14 protein-coding genes, 1 tRNA gene and 1 rRNA gene are annotated in these 15,393 nt (G+C 63.5%); 9 read left to right on the top strand and 7 right to left on the bottom strand.

Annotated features, from left to right (window positions below; translation table 11 throughout):
- Positions 1-201 (bottom strand): 16S ribosomal RNA (locus PCJ49_RS14025); the annotation flags it as partial.
- An 842-nt stretch (positions 202-1,043) separates the two neighbouring features.
- On the opposite strand from PCJ49_RS14025, the gene PCJ49_RS14020 reads away from it, so the two are divergent.
- A complete protein-coding gene (locus PCJ49_RS14020) occupies positions 1,044-2,183 on the top strand; it encodes a glycerate kinase (RefSeq protein WP_269911442.1) in 1,140 nt (379 codons plus the stop codon).
- A gap of 13 nt (positions 2,184-2,196) precedes the next feature.
- Here PCJ49_RS14020 and hmpA read toward each other — a convergent pair whose 3' ends face one another.
- Positions 2,197-3,366 (bottom strand): NO-inducible flavohemoprotein, encoded by a 1,170-nt coding sequence (hmpA, locus tag PCJ49_RS14015; protein WP_269911441.1) that lies wholly within the window; start codon positions 3,364-3,366, stop codon positions 2,197-2,199.
- A 232-nt stretch (positions 3,367-3,598) separates the two neighbouring features.
- Here hmpA and PCJ49_RS14010 point away from each other — a divergent pair, with 232 nt between their 5' ends.
- The gene (locus PCJ49_RS14010) at positions 3,599-4,030 is read left to right on the top strand and encodes an Rrf2 family transcriptional regulator (protein ID WP_269911440.1); all 432 of its coding nucleotides are present in this window, start codon (positions 3,599-3,601) and stop codon (positions 4,028-4,030) included.
- A 14-nt stretch (positions 4,031-4,044) separates the two neighbouring features.
- On the opposite strand, the gene PCJ49_RS14005 is transcribed toward PCJ49_RS14010, so the two are convergent.
- Together PCJ49_RS14005 and PCJ49_RS14000 are read right to left on the bottom strand one after the other, a co-directional pair.
- Positions 4,045-4,953 (bottom strand): LysR family transcriptional regulator, encoded by a 909-nt coding sequence (locus tag PCJ49_RS14005; RefSeq protein WP_143271177.1) that lies wholly within the window; start codon positions 4,951-4,953, stop codon positions 4,045-4,047.
- A gap of 96 nt (positions 4,954-5,049) precedes the next feature.
- Positions 5,050-5,139: transfer RNA gene (locus tag PCJ49_RS14000), tRNA-Ser, on the bottom strand.
- Positions 5,140-5,531: 392 nt separating this feature from the next.
- On the opposite strand from PCJ49_RS14000, the gene rplU reads away from it, so the two are divergent.
- From rplU to PCJ49_RS13975, 5 genes are all read left to right on the top strand, one after another.
- Positions 5,532-5,843: a 50S ribosomal protein L21 gene (gene rplU / locus PCJ49_RS13995; protein ID WP_089290617.1), complete on the top strand. Its 312-nt coding sequence runs from the start codon at positions 5,532-5,534 to the stop codon at positions 5,841-5,843.
- 37 nt (positions 5,844-5,880) lie between these two features.
- Positions 5,881-6,168 (top strand): 50S ribosomal protein L27, encoded by a 288-nt coding sequence (gene rpmA / locus PCJ49_RS13990; protein WP_089290616.1) that lies wholly within the window; start codon positions 5,881-5,883, stop codon positions 6,166-6,168.
- 168 nt (positions 6,169-6,336) lie between these two features.
- Positions 6,337-7,392: a GTPase ObgE gene (obgE, locus tag PCJ49_RS13985; protein ID WP_269911439.1), complete on the top strand. Its 1,056-nt coding sequence runs from the start codon at positions 6,337-6,339 to the stop codon at positions 7,390-7,392.
- A 105-nt stretch (positions 7,393-7,497) separates the two neighbouring features.
- Positions 7,498-9,150, top strand: a complete 1,653-nt coding sequence (locus PCJ49_RS13980; protein WP_269911438.1) for a M28 family metallopeptidase — start codon at positions 7,498-7,500, stop codon at positions 9,148-9,150.
- A 161-nt stretch (positions 9,151-9,311) separates the two neighbouring features.
- The gene (locus PCJ49_RS13975) at positions 9,312-9,806 is read left to right on the top strand and encodes a hypothetical protein (protein WP_269911437.1); all 495 of its coding nucleotides are present in this window, start codon (positions 9,312-9,314) and stop codon (positions 9,804-9,806) included.
- A 40-nt stretch (positions 9,807-9,846) separates the two neighbouring features.
- On the opposite strand, the gene ubiM is transcribed toward PCJ49_RS13975, so the two are convergent.
- On the bottom strand, positions 9,847-11,037 hold the full coding sequence (gene ubiM / locus PCJ49_RS13970) for a 5-demethoxyubiquinol-8 5-hydroxylase UbiM (RefSeq protein WP_269911436.1): 1,191 nt from the start codon (positions 11,035-11,037) through the stop codon (positions 9,847-9,849).
- Between the two features lie 280 nt (positions 11,038-11,317).
- On the opposite strand from ubiM, the gene PCJ49_RS13965 reads away from it, so the two are divergent.
- Both PCJ49_RS13965 and PCJ49_RS13960 read left to right on the top strand, forming a co-directional pair.
- Positions 11,318-13,654, top strand: coding sequence for an Orn/Lys/Arg decarboxylase N-terminal domain-containing protein (locus PCJ49_RS13965; RefSeq protein WP_269911435.1), 2,337 nt, complete (start codon positions 11,318-11,320; stop codon positions 13,652-13,654).
- A 60-nt stretch (positions 13,655-13,714) separates the two neighbouring features.
- Complete coding sequence (locus tag PCJ49_RS13960) at positions 13,715-14,350, top strand: GNAT family N-acetyltransferase (RefSeq protein ID WP_269911434.1); 636 nt, start codon at positions 13,715-13,717, stop codon at positions 14,348-14,350.
- A 66-nt stretch (positions 14,351-14,416) separates the two neighbouring features.
- On the opposite strand, the gene PCJ49_RS13955 is transcribed toward PCJ49_RS13960, so the two are convergent.
- Complete coding sequence (locus tag PCJ49_RS13955; RefSeq protein WP_269911433.1) at positions 14,417-15,034, bottom strand: hypothetical protein; 618 nt, start codon at positions 15,032-15,034, stop codon at positions 14,417-14,419.
- Positions 15,031-15,375, bottom strand: coding sequence for a thioredoxin family protein (locus PCJ49_RS13950; protein ID WP_200819932.1), 345 nt, complete (start codon positions 15,373-15,375; stop codon positions 15,031-15,033). The genes PCJ49_RS13955 and PCJ49_RS13950 overlap by 4 nt, the downstream gene beginning before the upstream one ends.
- Between the last annotated feature and the right edge of the window lie 18 nt (positions 15,376-15,393).

Below are 15,393 nucleotides of genomic sequence, written 5' to 3'. Positions count from 1 at the left end.
GGGCTGCTCCTTTGGCGATAAATCTTTCCCCCGTAGGGCTCATCCGGTATTAGCGTTCGTTTCCAAACGTTATTCCGAACCAAAGGATACATTCCCACGTGTTACTCACCCGTGCGCCACTCATCTTGCGATGCGTTCGACTTGCATGTGTTAGGCCTGCCGCCAGCGTTCGTTCTGAGCCAGGATCAAACTCTCAGGTTTTATGCGACCAGCCAGTCACCGAAATGACCAGCGATCTCAAAGACGGGTATCGTACTAAACAACACCTTACCTAAGCATTCATCCGGCCATCCACTGTCACCAATGGACAGCGTTCAGAGCATGCTTGCTTGCAAGATGCACATTCAACGATACCCGAAAAACGAGCCTGACTTCCGCTCATTCCCCGGACACGCCGCCTGCGCATCCCTTCTCTCAATCGATTTACTTGTCCAAGAACCCGGCCCAAAAGCCGAAAACCCTTCATCCCGACCGGAAACCCAGTCGACACCGGCACCCACAAAAGCAGGAGGTTCATGCCGCGCAGCCAACCAGCGCACTCGCCAGAGACTGCAAATCCATCGTCGGCAGCGGCGCCGCCGTCGTTGGTGGAGCGCTTTCTAAACACCTCCAACCAACCCGTCAACCGTTTTTTTCACCGTTCCAAACTTTTTTCTCCGCAGCGCCGAAGCGCTACAAAAAGCACAGAACCAAACCGGTCAACGGACCATCAAGCAAAACATCCACCAGACCCAAGTCTGGCGAACAGCTCACCCAACAGCACGATAGATCATTCCACTTGTCCGAAGGCCGAAACCTTCCAAGAACCGTCGGTGATACTGGCCAAAACCACCACCACCCCGCCCCACAACTTGACAAACCATCCGGCCCGCCGTCGTGGGAGGCGCTGTATAGGCGGGGACGAACGACGTTGCAACAGGTTTTTTGAAGAAAATTGCTGCCCTTCTTTTTCGGCATCGGGCGACGGGACGGGAAGCGGAAAGCCGCCGTGGCGTTGTCGGTGATATAAGGAGGTGAAGCCCCCCATCAGGAAGGAACCCCCGATGAAAATCCTGATTGCCCCGGATTCCTTCAAGGAAAGCCTGGCCGCACAGGCCGTGGCGGAGCAGATCGCGGCCGGCATCCGCGACGCCCTTCCCACCGCCGACTGCCGGATCGCCCCCATGGCCGATGGGGGGGAAGGGACAGTGGCGGCCATGGTGGCGGCCCTGGATGGGCAGATCCGCCAGATCAGTGTCACCGGCCCGCTGGGGGAACCGGTCATGGCCTGTTATGGGGTGAGCGGCCAGACGGCCATCATCGAAATGGCTGCCGCCGCCGGTTTGGCGCTGGTGCCACCGGCCCGGCGCGACCCGTCGCAGACCACCAGCTTCGGCCTCGGCCAGTTGATCCGCGACGTGCTGGACCAGGGGGCCCGGCACCTGATCATCGGGATCGGCGGCAGCGCCACCAATGACGGGGGTGCCGGCATGGCGCAGGCGCTGGGGATCCGGCTGCTGGATGCCGAAGACAGGGATTTGCCATTTGGCGGCGGTGCGCTGACGCGACTGGCGCGGCTTGATATGACGGGGCTGGATGCACGGCTGCAGGCGTGCCGGGTGGAGGTGGCCTGCGATGTGGATAATCCCTTGATCGGGCCACAAGGGGCATCGGCCATTTTCGCACCGCAGAAAGGGGCGGATGCCGCCATGGTGCAGCGGCTGGATGCGGCGCTTTCCCATCTGGCCGAGATTATCCGGCGACAGAGGGGGCTGGATGTGGCGAATCTGCCCGGCGGTGGGGCCGCCGGCGGCCTGGGCGCCGGGCTGCACGCCTTCCTGGGCGCAACGCTGCGGCCAGGGGTGGATATTATCAGCCAGGCCATCGGCCTGCAGGACCGGATCGCCTGGGCCGATCTGGTCATCACCGGCGAAGGAAGGCTGGACGGGCAGAGCCTGCATGGCAAGGTGCCAGTGGGGGTGGCCCGGCTGGCAGCAGCACAGGGCAAGCCGGTGATCGCCATCGCCGGCAGCCTGGGGGATGGGGCCGAGCGGCTGCGCGAAACCGGCATCTGCGCCATGGTCAGTTGTGTGCCCGGCCCCTGTACCCTGGAAAAGGCGCTGGACGATGCGGCAGCGAATATCCGCCGCACCGCCCGCACAATGGCTGAGTTGTTGCGCCTGGGGGCGGGGATCAACCCCTGAGCCCCCTCACCGTTCAGCCCAGCGCTTCCGCAGGCCCGAAAAACTCAAAATGGCGGCGCTCCGCCGGCACGCCAATGGTGGCCAAAGCCTTATTCACCAGGGCCATGAAGGGTTTTGGCCCCAGGAAATAGGCATCCGCCGTTGCCGGCACCCAGGCGCGCAACTGCTCCAGGGTCGGCCGGCCCGCCGGGTTGCCAGGGGTGCCCCCTTCCTCATGCACCAGATGGGCGGTGAAACGGCCATGGTCCCGCGCCCAGGCGGCCAGCAGGGGACCAAAAGCCTGGACGGCCGGATTGCGCGCATAATGGATGAACAGCACGTCGCGCCCGCCAGCCGCCAGCGCCGCCTCTGCCATGGCCAGGGTGGGGGTGATGCCGACACCGCCGCTGATCAGCACCAGCGGATCGCTTCCCGGCTGCAAGGTGAAAGCCCCGGCCGGCGGGAAGACATCCAGCACATCCCCCACCCCCAGCACCTGATGCAGATGGGTGGAGACGAGCCCGCCTGGTTCCCGCTTCACGCTGATGCGCAGGTCGCGCCCATTGGCCGCCTGGGACAGGGAGTAATTGCGCCGCACCTCCTGCCCATCGATCACCAGCCGCAGGCCGAGATATTGGCCCGGCTGGTGGGCCAGCACCGGGCCGCCATCCACCGGTTCCAGATAAAAGGAGGTGATCTCGGCACTTTCCGGCTGCTTGCGGGCGATGCGGAAGGGCCGCGCCCCGCGCCAGCCACCGGCCGCCTGGGCCAGCTTGTCATATTCGCCGGCTTCCGCGCCGATCAGCAGATCGGCCAATTGTCCATAGGCCGCCGCCCAGGCATCAATCACCGCATCCGTGGCAATCTCCGTCCCCAGCACCTCCCGGATGGCGCGCAGCAGGCAGGAACCGACAATCGGGTAATGTTCGGCCTGGATCTGCAGCGCCACATGTTTCTGGATGATCTGGGCCGGCAAGGCGCCCAGCGCGCCCAAATTGTCGATATGCCGGGCATATTGCAGCACCGCATTGGCCAGGGCGCGCGGCTGGGTGCCGCTGGCCTGATGCGCCTGGTTGAACAGCGGCCGCACCGCCGGATGTTCAGCCAGCATGATCTTATAGAAATGTGTGGTCAGCGCCTCCCCGCCGCTTTCCAGCAGCGGAACGGTGGCCTTGATAATCACGGTCTGGTCGGGGGTGAGCATGGGGGTCATCCTTGGATTGCGGGCGCAAAAAGCCCGTTCCCGCCGGCACAAGGCCGAGGGAATGAAATGAAGCCAGGAAAAGCAGAAATGCCCGATCAGGGCGGATCGCGGCGGGCCGGTGGCGCGCCAATCATGGCCGCCCGCTTCATCCACACTGCAAATCATGCATCTGAGATGCTATATATCAGGAAGCGATATAAGATGCAATATAGATGCATGTTTAGGAGCGGCCGTGCGCCTGACCCGATTTTCTGATTACGCCGTGCGCGTCATGCTGTTTCTGGCGGCCCATCCCGACCGGCTCTGTTCCATCGGGGAGATCGCCAACGCCTATGAGATTTCGCAGAACCACCTGATGAAGGTGGTGAGCGATCTGGCCACCCATGGCTATATCCTGTCATCGCGCGGGCGCAGCGGCGGCATCCGGCTGGGAATGCCGGCCGGGGAGATCAATATCGGCAAGCTGATCCGCCATACGGAAGGCCAGATCGATCTGGTGGGCTGTGCGGAATGCAAACTGGCGGGGGCCTGCCGCCTGCCGGGGCCGCTGGATCTGGCGCTGGATGCGTTCTTCGCGGTGCTGGAACGCTATTCCCTGGCCGATGTGCTGGGGGATGATGCCGGGTCGCGGCTGCTGGGCCGGTTGGGGCCGCCGCATGATTAAGGGGAGGCCACCCCTTAAAAAGTACCGCCGCCTTCCACATGGCTGCGGGCAAAGCGCCGGGCCTCTGTCACCAGGGCAGCGGTCAGCGGCGTCATCGGTTCCCGGTTGGGCACCACCAGCCCGATCGTGTGTACGGCATCCGGCTCCACAATGGGGATGGCGCGAATCGGGTCGGTCAGGCCCAGGGTGCTGGCCAGCACCTCCGGCATCACGCTGGCCCATTTGCCGGTGCGCACATGGGAAAACAGCACGATCATCGAATTGCTCTCCAGCGTCGGCGCCGGGCGGGCCCCGGCGCCGAGCAGCAACCGGTCGATGATGCGGCGGTTCTGCATGTCCGGCGTCAGCAGGCAGAGCGGGATATGCCCCACCTCCGCCCAGGTGACCTGATCGCGGTCGCCCAGCGGGCTATCGCGGGAGGTGAGCAGACGGTAATGTTCGCGGTAGAGCGGGATGGAACGTACCCGGCCCAGCGGTTCATTATCCAGATAGGTCAGCCCGGCATCGATCTCCAGATTCTCCAACATGCCCAGCACCTCCTGCGAGGTGCGCGACAGGATGGAGAAATGCACCCCCGGATGGCGTTCCCGGTAAGGCGTGGTCAGGGCCGACACCATGGCCAGCGCGGTGGGGATGGCGGCCAGCCGCAAATGCCCCATCAACCCATGGCGCAGGGCATGAACCTCCTGCCGCATGGCGCGGGTATCACTGACGATGCGCCGCGCCCAATCCAGCACGCGGTCACCCTCCGGCGTCAGCCCCATGAAACGGGCACCGCGATTGACCAGCAGCACGCCCAGCGTGTCTTCCAATTGCTTGATGCCGGCGGACAGGGTGGGCTGGGTGATGCCACACGCCTCTGCCGCCTTGCCGAAATGCTGTTCGCGGGCCAGCGCGATGAAGAATTCCAGCTTGTCGATCACCGCAAAACGGCTCCGGTCGGGGGCGAAGGCGTCAGCGTGGCATCGCAAAGCCGCTGGGGCAAGCCAGGAGATGTAGAGGATAATGGCTGGATTGAATGGCGGAGAGGGTGGGATTCGAACCCACGGTACCCTTGCGGGTACTTCGGTTTTCGAGACCGACGCGTTCGACCACTCCGCCACCTCTCCGCATAACCCCGCGTGAGGCCGTATCGGGGATGGTCAATCCCGGCCGTCGCTGCGAAGTGGCGGGGAACCTACACAAAGCCAAAGGGTGATGCAACAGGTCTTTTCATGATATCTTCAATACGCTCCGATGCTGGTCGGTGGGGGCTATGACGCACCGTTACCATCGCGCCGATGGCTTCATGCGATCCTGCGGCGGCACCCCTGCATCGGATGAAGGGCCAAAACCCTAGGCAGAGAGTCGGTTCCCGGTTGACAGGGCCGTCATGGCGGGTATATTCCCGCGCCTCTGGAACGGGGCTCTTTCGGGTCGCCGATTTCCTTTGTGCGGCTACAATGAAAGGGACCGCCCCAATTGCGGGGTTTCCCGGATCTTTGAAGAAGTGGTGGTTAGAATGTTCGCAGTCATCCGCACCGGCGGTAAGCAGTACAAGGTCGCGGCCGGCGACGTCATTCGTGTTGAAAAGCTGGCCGGCGAGGCTGGCGCCTCGCTGAAGCTGGACGAAGTGTTGCTGGTGAGCAATGCTGGCACCACCACTGTCGGGTCGCCGCTGGTTGCCGGTGCCGCTGTGACGGCCGAAGTCGTTGCCCAGGACCGCAATGACAAGATCATCATCTTCAAGAAGAAGCGTCGCCAGAACTACCGCCGTAAGAACGGTCACCGTCAGGAAGTGACGGTGCTGCGTATCACCGGTATCCAGGCCTGAGCGCCTTCTTGAAGCTATCGTTTGAGGAGTAAGATCCATGGCACATAAAAAGGCAGGCGGTTCGTCCCGCAATGGTCGCGATACCGCTGGCCGCCGTCTGGGCGTGAAGCGCTTCGGCGGTGAGCTGGTTCTGGCTGGCAACATCCTGGTTCGTCAGCGCGGCACCAAGTTCCATGCTGGCGCCAATGTCGGCATCGGCAAGGACCACACCCTGTTCGCGCTGGTCGACGGCAATGTCGAGTTCAAGACCGGCCTGAAGGGTCGCACCTTCGTTGCGGTCAACGAGCTGGTTGTTGAAGACGCCCCGGCGATCGCCGCCGAGTAAGGTGTCCGCCGCCGGCCCCGGCCGGCAGCACCAGAAAAGAGTCCGGTCGGGGGAGCGGGAAACCGTTCCCCCGATTTGTTTTGTTTTTGATTATGCTTTCCAGCGTCCTCAGGCAGCGGTCCCGCGCCAAAGGCCTGTTCCTGCCGTTTTCCATCCCGTGGTGTCGTCATGAAGTTCCTCGATCAGTGCAAGATCTTCCTGAAAAGCGGTGATGGCGGGCCCGGTGCGGTGGCATTCCGGCGGGAAAAATTCATCCCCAATGGCGGCCCCGATGGCGGCAATGGCGGCCGGGGCGGCGATGTGGTGATTGAGGCGGTCGATGGGCTGAACACCCTGATCGATTACCGCTATCAGCAGCATTTCAAGGCCAAGCGCGGCGGCCATGGCATGGGCTCCTCCCGTTCTGGCGGGCGCGGGGAAGATGCGGTGCTGCGCGTGCCCGTCGGCACCCAGGTGCTGGACGAGGATCAGGAAACCGTCATCGCCGACATGACCGAGGTGGGCCAGCGAATCGTGCTGCTGAAAGGCGGCGATGGCGGCTTCGGTAACGAACATTTCAAGACCAGCACCAACCGCGCGCCCCGCAATTTCGGCCCCGGCTGGCCGGGGGAAGAGCGCTGGGTCTGGCTGCGGCTGAAGCTGATCGCCGATGCCGGGCTGCTGGGCCTGCCCAATGCGGGCAAAAGCACCTTCCTGGCGGCCGTCTCCCGCGCGCGGCCCAAGATTGCCGATTATCCTTTCACCACCCTGGTGCCCAACCTGGGCGTGGTGAAGGCCGGTGATGAGGAATTTGTCATCGCCGATATTCCCGGTTTGATCGAAGGTGCCCATGAAGGCCACGGCCTGGGCACCCGCTTCCTGGGCCATGTGGAGCGCACCCGTGTGCTGCTGCATCTGGTGGATGGCACGCAGGAAGATGTGCAGCTGGCCTATCGCACCATCCGGCGTGAATTGCGCATGTATGGCGGCGGGCTGGCCGACAAGCCGGAAGTGGTGGTGCTGAACAAGGTCGATGCACTGTCGGAAGAAGAGATCGAGTTCAAGCGCACCAAGCTGCGCCGTTCGGCCAAGAAGCCGGTGCTGGTCATGTCCGGCGCCTCTGGCCAGGGGGTGCAGGAAGCGCTTTATGCGCTGCTGAACCATATCAAGGAAAGCCGCGCCCAGGATGAGGAAGCGGCGGTCGATGCGGCCTATAAGGCCCGCTATCGGCCGATTGAAGAGTAAAAAGCAATAAAATCCCAGGGGCCGCGAGGCCCCTGGACCCCGGATATTTGCGGGGAGAGGCAAGGCCTGATAACAGGGACTGGGACCAAATGGAGTTTCCAGCCTATGAAGAAGCGTTTCCTGCTGGCATCCGTCGCCCTTTGCGCCGGTTTTGCCGCACAGGCCGCCGAACCCACATTCGATATGCAGCGGTTCAGCGGCGATATCCGCACCCTGTCCAGCGATGCCTTTGAAGGCCGCGCCCCCGCATCGGCGGGTGAGGTAAAGACCGTCGATTTCCTGATCCAGCGCATGAAGGAAGCCGGGCTGGAGCCGGGCGGGCCGCAGGGGGCCAACGGCGTGCGCAGCTGGACCCAGGATGTACCGCTGCTGAAATCCGACATTACCGGCGCACCCAGCCTGAGCCTGACAGTGAATGGTAAGGCGAAAGCCCTGAGCCAGGGCAAGGAAATCGCCGTGCGCGCGGCGCTGACCGGTGACACGGCCGTATCGCTGAAAGATGTGCCGCTGGTCTTTGTCGGCTATGGCGTCAAAGCACCAGAACGCGACTGGGATGATTTCAAGGGCGTCGATCTGCGCGGCAAAATCATGGTCGTGCTGGTCAATGACCCGGATTTCGAAGGGCCGGCAGGCCGATTCGGCGGCAAGGCCATGACCTATTACGGCCGCTGGACCTATAAGTTTGAGGAAGCGGCCCGCCAGGGGGCCATCGGCACCCTGATCGTGCATGAAACCGATGCCGCCTCTTATGGCTGGGCCACGGTGGCCAGTTCCAACACCAACACCATGTTCGACATTGTGCGCGACAAGCCGCGCAGTGCCCACAGCCCGCTGGAAGGCTGGATTCAGCGTGACGTGGCCGTCGAGCTGTTCAAGGCCTCGGGCCTGGATTTTGAAAAACTGCGCGTGGCCGCCCGCAGTGCCGATTTCCAGCCCGTGGCCCTGAAGGCCACGCTGGATGCCGCCTATCAGGTGAAGCCGGAAACCATCATTTCCAAGAATGTGCTGGGCCGGATCGCCGGCACCCTCCATGCCGATGAAACAGTGATCTATTCCGCCCACTGGGACCATCTGGGCGTCGGCGCGCCCGATGCCAGGGGCGACCGCATTTTCAACGGCGCCGTGGATAATGCATCCGGCACGGCCGCCCTGCTGGAACTGGCCCGCGCCTATAAGGCGGCCCCGGCCCCGACCCGGTCGGTGTTGTTCCTGGCGGTGACGGCGGAGGAAAAGGGCCTGCTGGGTTCCAGCTATTACGCCGCCAACCCGGTCTGGCCGCTGGCCCGCACGGTGGGTGTGCTGAACATGGACTCGGTGATCAGCCCCGGCCCGGCCAAGGATTTCACCATCTCCGGCCAAGCCAAGCTGGACCTGCTGGATCTGCTGATCGCGGAGGGGGCCAAGCGCCAGCGCACCTATACGCCCGACCCGAAGGTGGAAGCCGGCGGCTTCTTCCGCTCCGACCATTTCCCCTTCGCCAAGCAGGGCGTGCCCGCCATCTCTTACGGTGCCGGGGATGATCTGATCGAGGGGGGCAAGGCAGCGGGCAAGGCCTGGGGTGATGCCTATGTGAAGGCGAAATATCACCAGCAGGCCGATGAATGGTCCCCGGACTGGAACCTGGAAGGTACCCGCCAGGATCTGGGCCTGCTCTATGCCGTGGGTCGCAATCTGGCCGACAGCCGCATTTGGCCGAACTGGAGCCAGGAGGCCGAATTCCGCGCCATCCGCGATGCCAGTGCGGCAGAACGGCAGTAACATACCCACGGTCATCAATTATGACCGTGGGTACGGCGGCGACCGCCGCCGCGCGGCACGTGCCGCGTAGCCAAGTCGCCGGATGGCGACGCCGGCGATTGAGGGGCGGGAAATAGTGACCATCGGGCAATATTTCCCGCCACTTGTATAAGGAGAGAAAGATGACACCCGCCCCCTTTCAGACCCTGGTGCGTGTGGCCAAGGATACGCCCGGCGTGCCGGTGACGCTGGCCGATTTCAACCCCGCCTTCCTGCCGCGCTTTTTCAGCTTCGCGGTGGAAAAGGCGCTGGGTCGCTTTGCCTTTTGCCTGATCAACCCGCTGGGCCGGGTGGTGCTGTCCTATGCCGATCCTGCCACAGTGCTGACCGCCGACCGCACCGCCTTTGCCAAGGCCAGCACGGCGGTACAGATCGGCTATGGCTCCGATATCTGGGGCCAGGGTTTCAACCCGCAACTGGCGGGGATGCCGGGCCTGTGCGCCTATAAGGGCTCCCGCGCCCTGCTGGTGCCCAACGATCCGCAGCCGCTTTATCTCGGCTGTCTGGGGGTCAGCAGCGGGGCGGCCGGCGATGATGATCCGCTGTGCCAGACCCTGGCGGATTTCGTGCTGGAACAGGCCGCCCGCGCCCCGGCCAGCGTCATCGCGCTGGCATAAAGAAAACGCCCCCGGAAGTGCCGCTTCCGGGGGCTTTCTTTTACCGGTGCTGCATCAGCAGCCGGGTGACGCCCTGGCGGATCAGCGGCAGGCCGGCGGCGGCGCGCAGGGCGGCGTGGCGGACCAGCCGTTGCGGCAGCCTTTCATCGGTATAAAGCCCGACAATCAGGTTGGTGGCGGTGTAAAGCGGCCGGGTGGCCAGCCGGTGCTGCATCTCATACCGGCGCAGCAGCAGCGGTGCCGCGATATCGCGGCCCTTCTCCGCGGCCTCGCGGATCAGACCGGCCAATGTCTCCTGCCCCTGCAGGCCGAAATTGAAACCATGGGCGGTGACGGGATGCATCCCCACCGCCGCATCACCGATCAGCGCCGCACGGGTGCCGACGAAATTATGGGAATAGGTGGTGGCCAGCGGATAGACATAAGGCGCACTGACCGGGCGCATCCCCCCCAGCCGTTCCCGGTAACGCTGGGTCAAATCCTGGCCCAGCGCTGCCGGCGACAGCCGCATCAGCTGGTCCATCGCCGCCGTCGGCAGGGTCAGCACCGCCGAGGACAGCCGGCCGTTCAGCGGCAGCATGGCCATGGTGTGCCCATGTTCAAACCATTCGGTGGCGACCCCGCCATGGTCGCCATCATGTTCCACCCGGCAGACCATCATGGACCGGCCCAGCCGGTTGATCTCCGCCCCGATGCCCAGCCGCCCGCGCACGTCGGAGAAGCGCGAATCGGCCCCAACCAACAGCCGCCCGGTCAGACAGCGCCCATCGGCCAACCGCACCAGCCCCTGGTCACGGTCGGCCCGCACCTCCGTCACCGCCTGGCCGGTGATCAGGCTCAGCCTTTCCTGCCCTGCCACGCTGTGGAACAGGCTGCGGCGGATCAAATGGTTGGGCACCAGATGGCCCAGCCTGTTCTGCCCCTCCGCTTCCCCGCCAAAGCTGAGCGCGAAGGGGGAGCCGCCATTCAGCACCACCGCCTTGCGCAACGGGGCGATTTCCGCCGGATCAATGCGGTCCCAGGCGCCCAGTGCTGCCATGATGCCGGCGGACCGGTGGGTCAGGGCGATTTCCCGCCCGTCAAAGGCCGGATCGGCCAGGGCTTCCAGCGGCTGGCGTTCAATGATGGTGATATCCAGGCCACAGCCGGCCAGCGAGCGGGCAAAGGCCAGCCCCGCCGGGCCGCCCCCGATGATGATGACATCGTGATGGGTGCTGGCCTTGTCACGCATGTTCGCTCTCCTGTCCCGGCGCCGATCGATCATTCCTGAAAATCTTGTAGCGCGCGGCGGGGGGCGGGTAACTGCGTCACAGTCACCTTTTGATGCAGCGGGAAACGGTTTCAGCCATTGAACTTTTCCGCCCGTTCCGTCAGTCCTCTGCCCCAGCATTCCCGGTGCGCCGGCTGGATCATGAAGTTTCTTTGAAACTTCTTTTGCGATCACCGCCGCAACATGTTCCCCTCCTCCGCCGCGCCGGTTTCTCTAGCGTCAGTCCCACGGAGCCTCCCAGATGGATTTCTTCCGCCGCTTCAATTTCCTGGTCTGTGCCCCCGCCTTTGAGGCCGATGAGCTGGAAGGCACACGGCTGCACGACATTATCAGCGAGGTGGAGCGGCTGGGCTTTGAAGTCACCAAGGCGCGCCGCATCGAGGATGCCGAACTGGCCATCCGCACCGATGCTGCCATCGGCTGCATGGTGCTGGACTGGGGCAAGCGCTGGTCGGAAGGCAAGGCCGCCGCCCTGATCTCCCTGGTCCGGTCGCGCGGGCTGGAAATGCCCATCGTGCTGCTGGTGCGGCGCAAGCGGCTGGAAGATATCCCGGTGGAGGTGATGCGGGAGATTGACGGCTATGTGTTCCTGGCCGAGGAGACGCCGCAATTCATCGCCAAGAACCTGATCAGCCGCCTGCGCCAATATGCCGAAACCCTGAAGACCCCGTTCTTCGGCGCGCTGGTGGATTATGCCGAAGAAGGCAACCAGATGTGGACCTGCCCGGGCCATAATGGTGGCATCTTCTATAGCCGCAGCCCCATCGGCCGCATTTTCGTGGAACATCTGGGCGAGGCGATCTTCCGCGACGATCTGGATAATTCCGTCGTCGATCTGGGCGATCTGCTGGTGCATGAAGGGCCGGCCCTGCGCGCCCAGAAGGAAGCCGCCAAGATTTTCGGGGCGGAGCGCACCTATTTCGTGCTGAACGGCACGTCGGCATCCAACAAGGTGGTGCTGGGCGCGCTGGTGGCGGAGGACGATCTGGTCCTGTTCGACCGCAACAACCACAAGGCCGCCCATCATGGTGCCCTGCTGCTGGGCCAGGGCACGCCCATCTTCCTGGAAACCGACCGCAACGCCCATGGGTTGATCGGCCCGATCGATTATGAGGCGCTGGACGAGGAGAAAATCCGCGAGAAGATCCGCACCAACCCCTGGGTGAAGGATCCCGATGCCTGGAAGAAGCCGCGCCCCTTCCGCGTGGCGGTGATCCAGCAATGTTCCTATGACGGCACCATCAATAATGCCGATCTGCTGGTGCAGAAGCTGGGCCCGCTGTGTGATTACATCCTGTTTGATGAGGCCTGGGCCGGCTTCATGAAGTTCCATCCCCTGTTCCAGGGCCGTTATGGCATGGGCGTGAAGAATCTGGGGCCCGACAGCCCCGGCATCATCACCACCCAATCCACGCACAAGCAGCTGGCCAGCTTCAGCCAAGCCTCCCAGATCCATGTGAAGGACAAGCATATCGGCGATATTGAACGGCGCGTCGAACATCGCCGCTTCAATGAAAGCTTCCTGCAGCACGCCTCCACCAGCCCCTTCTATCCCATCTTCGCCTCGCTGGATGTCGGCGCGCAGATGATGAAGGGCAAGTCGGGCGAAGTGCTGTGGGACGACACCATCCGGCTGGGGATTGAGACGCGCAAGAAGCTGCGCGCCATCGCGCGGGAATTCCTGGACAAGGAAAGCGATCCCGCCCGCCAATGGTTTTTTGACCCATTCGTGCCCGATCTCACCCGCTTCGAAGGGCGGGACATGCGCTGGGAAGATGTGCCGACCGACGATCTGGCCCGCGACCCGTCGCACTGGATGCTGGAACCGGGGCGGAGCTGGCACGGGTTCAGCCATCTGGGGCCGGATTACGCCATGACCGACCCCAACAAGCTGACCATCCTGACCCCCGGTTTCGACCGGCGCACCGGGGCCTATCTGGAACAGGGCGTGCCCGCCCCCGTGGTGGCGGAATATTTGCGCGAAAACCAGATCGTGCCGGAAAAGAACGATCTGAATTCACTGCTGTTCCTGCTGACCCCCGGCGTGGAAAGCAGCAAGGCCGGCGGCCTGATGAGCGCTTTGATCTTCTTCAAGCGGCTGCATGATGATAATGCCCTGCTGGATGAGATCATGCCCGATTTCGTCCGCCGCCGCGCGCCGCGCTATAATGGCGTGCGCCTGGGCGACCTGTGCCGCGATATCCACAGCTTCTACCGCGAGCATAATATCAGCAGCCTGCAGCGCCAGCAGTTCCGCCCCGAACATCTGCCGGAAATGGCCATGCTGCCGCATGTCGCCGCCAAGCATCTGGTGCGCAACAAGGTGGATTTCGTGCCGCTGGATCAGGTGATGGGCCGCATCGCCACCACGCTGATGCTGGTCTATCCGCCCGGCATCGCCACCGTGCTGCCGGGCGAGCGGTTGACGGAACAAGCCAAGCCGATGATCGATTATATGCGGGTGTTCGAGAAGGGGGCCAACCTGTTCCCCGGCTTCGATAATGAAATCCAGGGCGTTTATCGCAAGCAGGATGCCGATGGCCGCATCCGCTTCTATACCTACGTCGTGCGTGAATAACAGGGGGCGGCCCCAGGGTATGGACCTGGGGCCACCAAGATATCAGGACCATCCTTATCCATGAATGAAACGCCAATACCAGCCGCCCCCACCCTGATCGTCCGCACCTCCACCGATGCGGATGTGGAGGCGATGCTGGCCATCTACAGCCATTACATCCACCGGGGCATCGGCGATTACGAGCCGGAACCGCTGGATGAGGATGATATCAAGCGGCGGCGCAAGAACATGCTGAACAAGCGGCTGCCCCATGTGGCGGCCGAGCTGGATGGCGTACTGGTCGGCTATGCCTATGCGGTGCCGTTCCGCAAGCGCCCGGCCTATCGCTATGCGGTGAAACATTCGATCTATGTGCATCCCGACCATCTGTCGGCGGGCATCGGCCGGCGGCTGATGCAGTTCCTGATTGATGCCTGCGCCGCAGCGGGATACCGGCAGATGATCGGCTATATCGATGCCGCCAATGAACGGTCACTGCGGCTGCATGAAAGCTTCGGCTTTGCCCGCGCCGGCTATCTGCCCGCCATCGGCTATAAATTCGGCCGCTGGACGGATTCGGTGCTGGTGATCCGACCGCTGGGCGAGGGCAGCAGCACCCCGCCGGCCCCCTTGCCGAAAAAGACCAAGGCAAAAGCCCCAGCCGCAGCGGCGGGCGGTGTCGCCCCGGAAGATGCTGTGGCACCGGTGGGTAAATAATACCAACGGTCATGATTTCATGCCGCAGGTATAAGGCGAGGGGGGGGGGCCGTGCCCCCCCCTCAATCAGCCGGCTGCCAACCGGTCCCTCAAGGTCTGAGAAAACTGGATGAAGGCATCGTTGGAGGCCGTCAACTGGCGGGTGAAACGGGGTTCCAACTCTGGCGCGGTCTTGGCGAACAGGGCCGGTATTTCATGCCGTGGCCGCTGTTCGCCATCCACATCGATGACCAGCTGATTAAGCACGGCGAAAGCCTGTTTATTATCCTCCAGCGTCCAGCCGGTGGCGCGGGATGCCTGGCAGGCCTGGACCATGGCGGCGGCGATATGCAGTTCGGTCAGGCCCGATTTTCCCGTAGAGATCGGCCAGGCTGCCGCTTCGGCCACCTGGACCAGCGCGTTCAGCAACTCATCTTCACTCTTCTGCAACAGCTGGGTCTGTTGCCGCACCCGCTGCCATTCCGCCGGGGTGGGGACATCGCCCTGGCTGTCGCGCCGATGCAGAGCCAGCAGTTCCGCCATCAGCGGGGCAATCGCATCCGGCCAGGGGTTCGTGCTTTCCAGCATCCAGACGGCCAGCGCCTGGGCAAAGCCGATATCCAGGTCTGGCCCCTGTTCCGGCAGGGGAGAGCGCAGCGCCGTCGACAGCGCCAACACGGCGGGGTGAATGATCCGTTCGTTCATGCCTGGGGCTCCTGACAGGCTTCGTCCAACATGGCGGCCAGTTTGGTGCGGGTCAGCACACCAACATGGCGCAGCTTGTCCTGCCCGCCGCGCCGCAGCACCAGCGTGGGCACGGTGCGCACACCGAACCGTTCCGCCAGACCCGGGGCCTGTTCGATATCAATGCGGGCAAAGGCGACACTGGGGGTGTAGACATCGGCGATATCCTCCAGCGTCGGCGCCAAGGCCTTGCAGGGGCCGCACCAGGTGGCACTGAAAATCAGCAGCAGCGGCGCATCGCCGGTTTGGGCTTCAAGGGGGGCGAAATCATCATCGCCGATGGTTTTGATGGTGCTCATCATGGTTCCGTTCTTGGCGGT

This window comes from Niveispirillum sp. BGYR6, from assembly GCF_027568365.1.
Classification (GTDB): domain Bacteria; phylum Pseudomonadota; class Alphaproteobacteria; order Azospirillales; family Azospirillaceae; genus Niveispirillum.
The sequence above is the reverse complement of the archived record's forward strand: the minus strand, read 5'-3'. Positions and strand labels throughout refer to the sequence as shown.

Coding starts and splice junctions, on each gene's coding strand:
- PCJ49_RS13980 (WP_269911438.1), top strand. CDS start 7,498: ATGAAGAAGCGTTTCCTGCTGGCATCCGTCGCCCTTTGCGCCGGTTTT.
- obgE (WP_269911439.1), top strand. CDS start 6,337: ATGAAGTTCCTCGATCAGTGCAAGATCTTCCTGAAAAGCGGTGATGGC.
- hmpA (WP_269911441.1), bottom strand. CDS start 3,366: ATGCTCACCCCCGACCAGACCGTGATTATCAAGGCCACCGTTCCGCTG.
- PCJ49_RS13950 (WP_200819932.1), bottom strand. CDS start 15,375: ATGATGAGCACCATCAAAACCATCGGCGATGATGATTTCGCCCCCCTT.
- PCJ49_RS13960 (WP_269911434.1), top strand. CDS start 13,715: ATGAATGAAACGCCAATACCAGCCGCCCCCACCCTGATCGTCCGCACC.
- PCJ49_RS13955 (WP_269911433.1), bottom strand. CDS start 15,034: ATGAACGAACGGATCATTCACCCCGCCGTGTTGGCGCTGTCGACGGCG.
- rplU (WP_089290617.1), top strand. CDS start 5,532: ATGTTCGCAGTCATCCGCACCGGCGGTAAGCAGTACAAGGTCGCGGCC.
- PCJ49_RS13965 (WP_269911435.1), top strand. CDS start 11,318: ATGGATTTCTTCCGCCGCTTCAATTTCCTGGTCTGTGCCCCCGCCTTT.
- PCJ49_RS13975 (WP_269911437.1), top strand. CDS start 9,312: ATGACACCCGCCCCCTTTCAGACCCTGGTGCGTGTGGCCAAGGATACG.
- rpmA (WP_089290616.1), top strand. CDS start 5,881: ATGGCACATAAAAAGGCAGGCGGTTCGTCCCGCAATGGTCGCGATACC.
- ubiM (WP_269911436.1), bottom strand. CDS start 11,037: ATGCGTGACAAGGCCAGCACCCATCACGATGTCATCATCATCGGGGGC.
- PCJ49_RS14020 (WP_269911442.1), top strand. CDS start 1,044: ATGAAAATCCTGATTGCCCCGGATTCCTTCAAGGAAAGCCTGGCCGCA.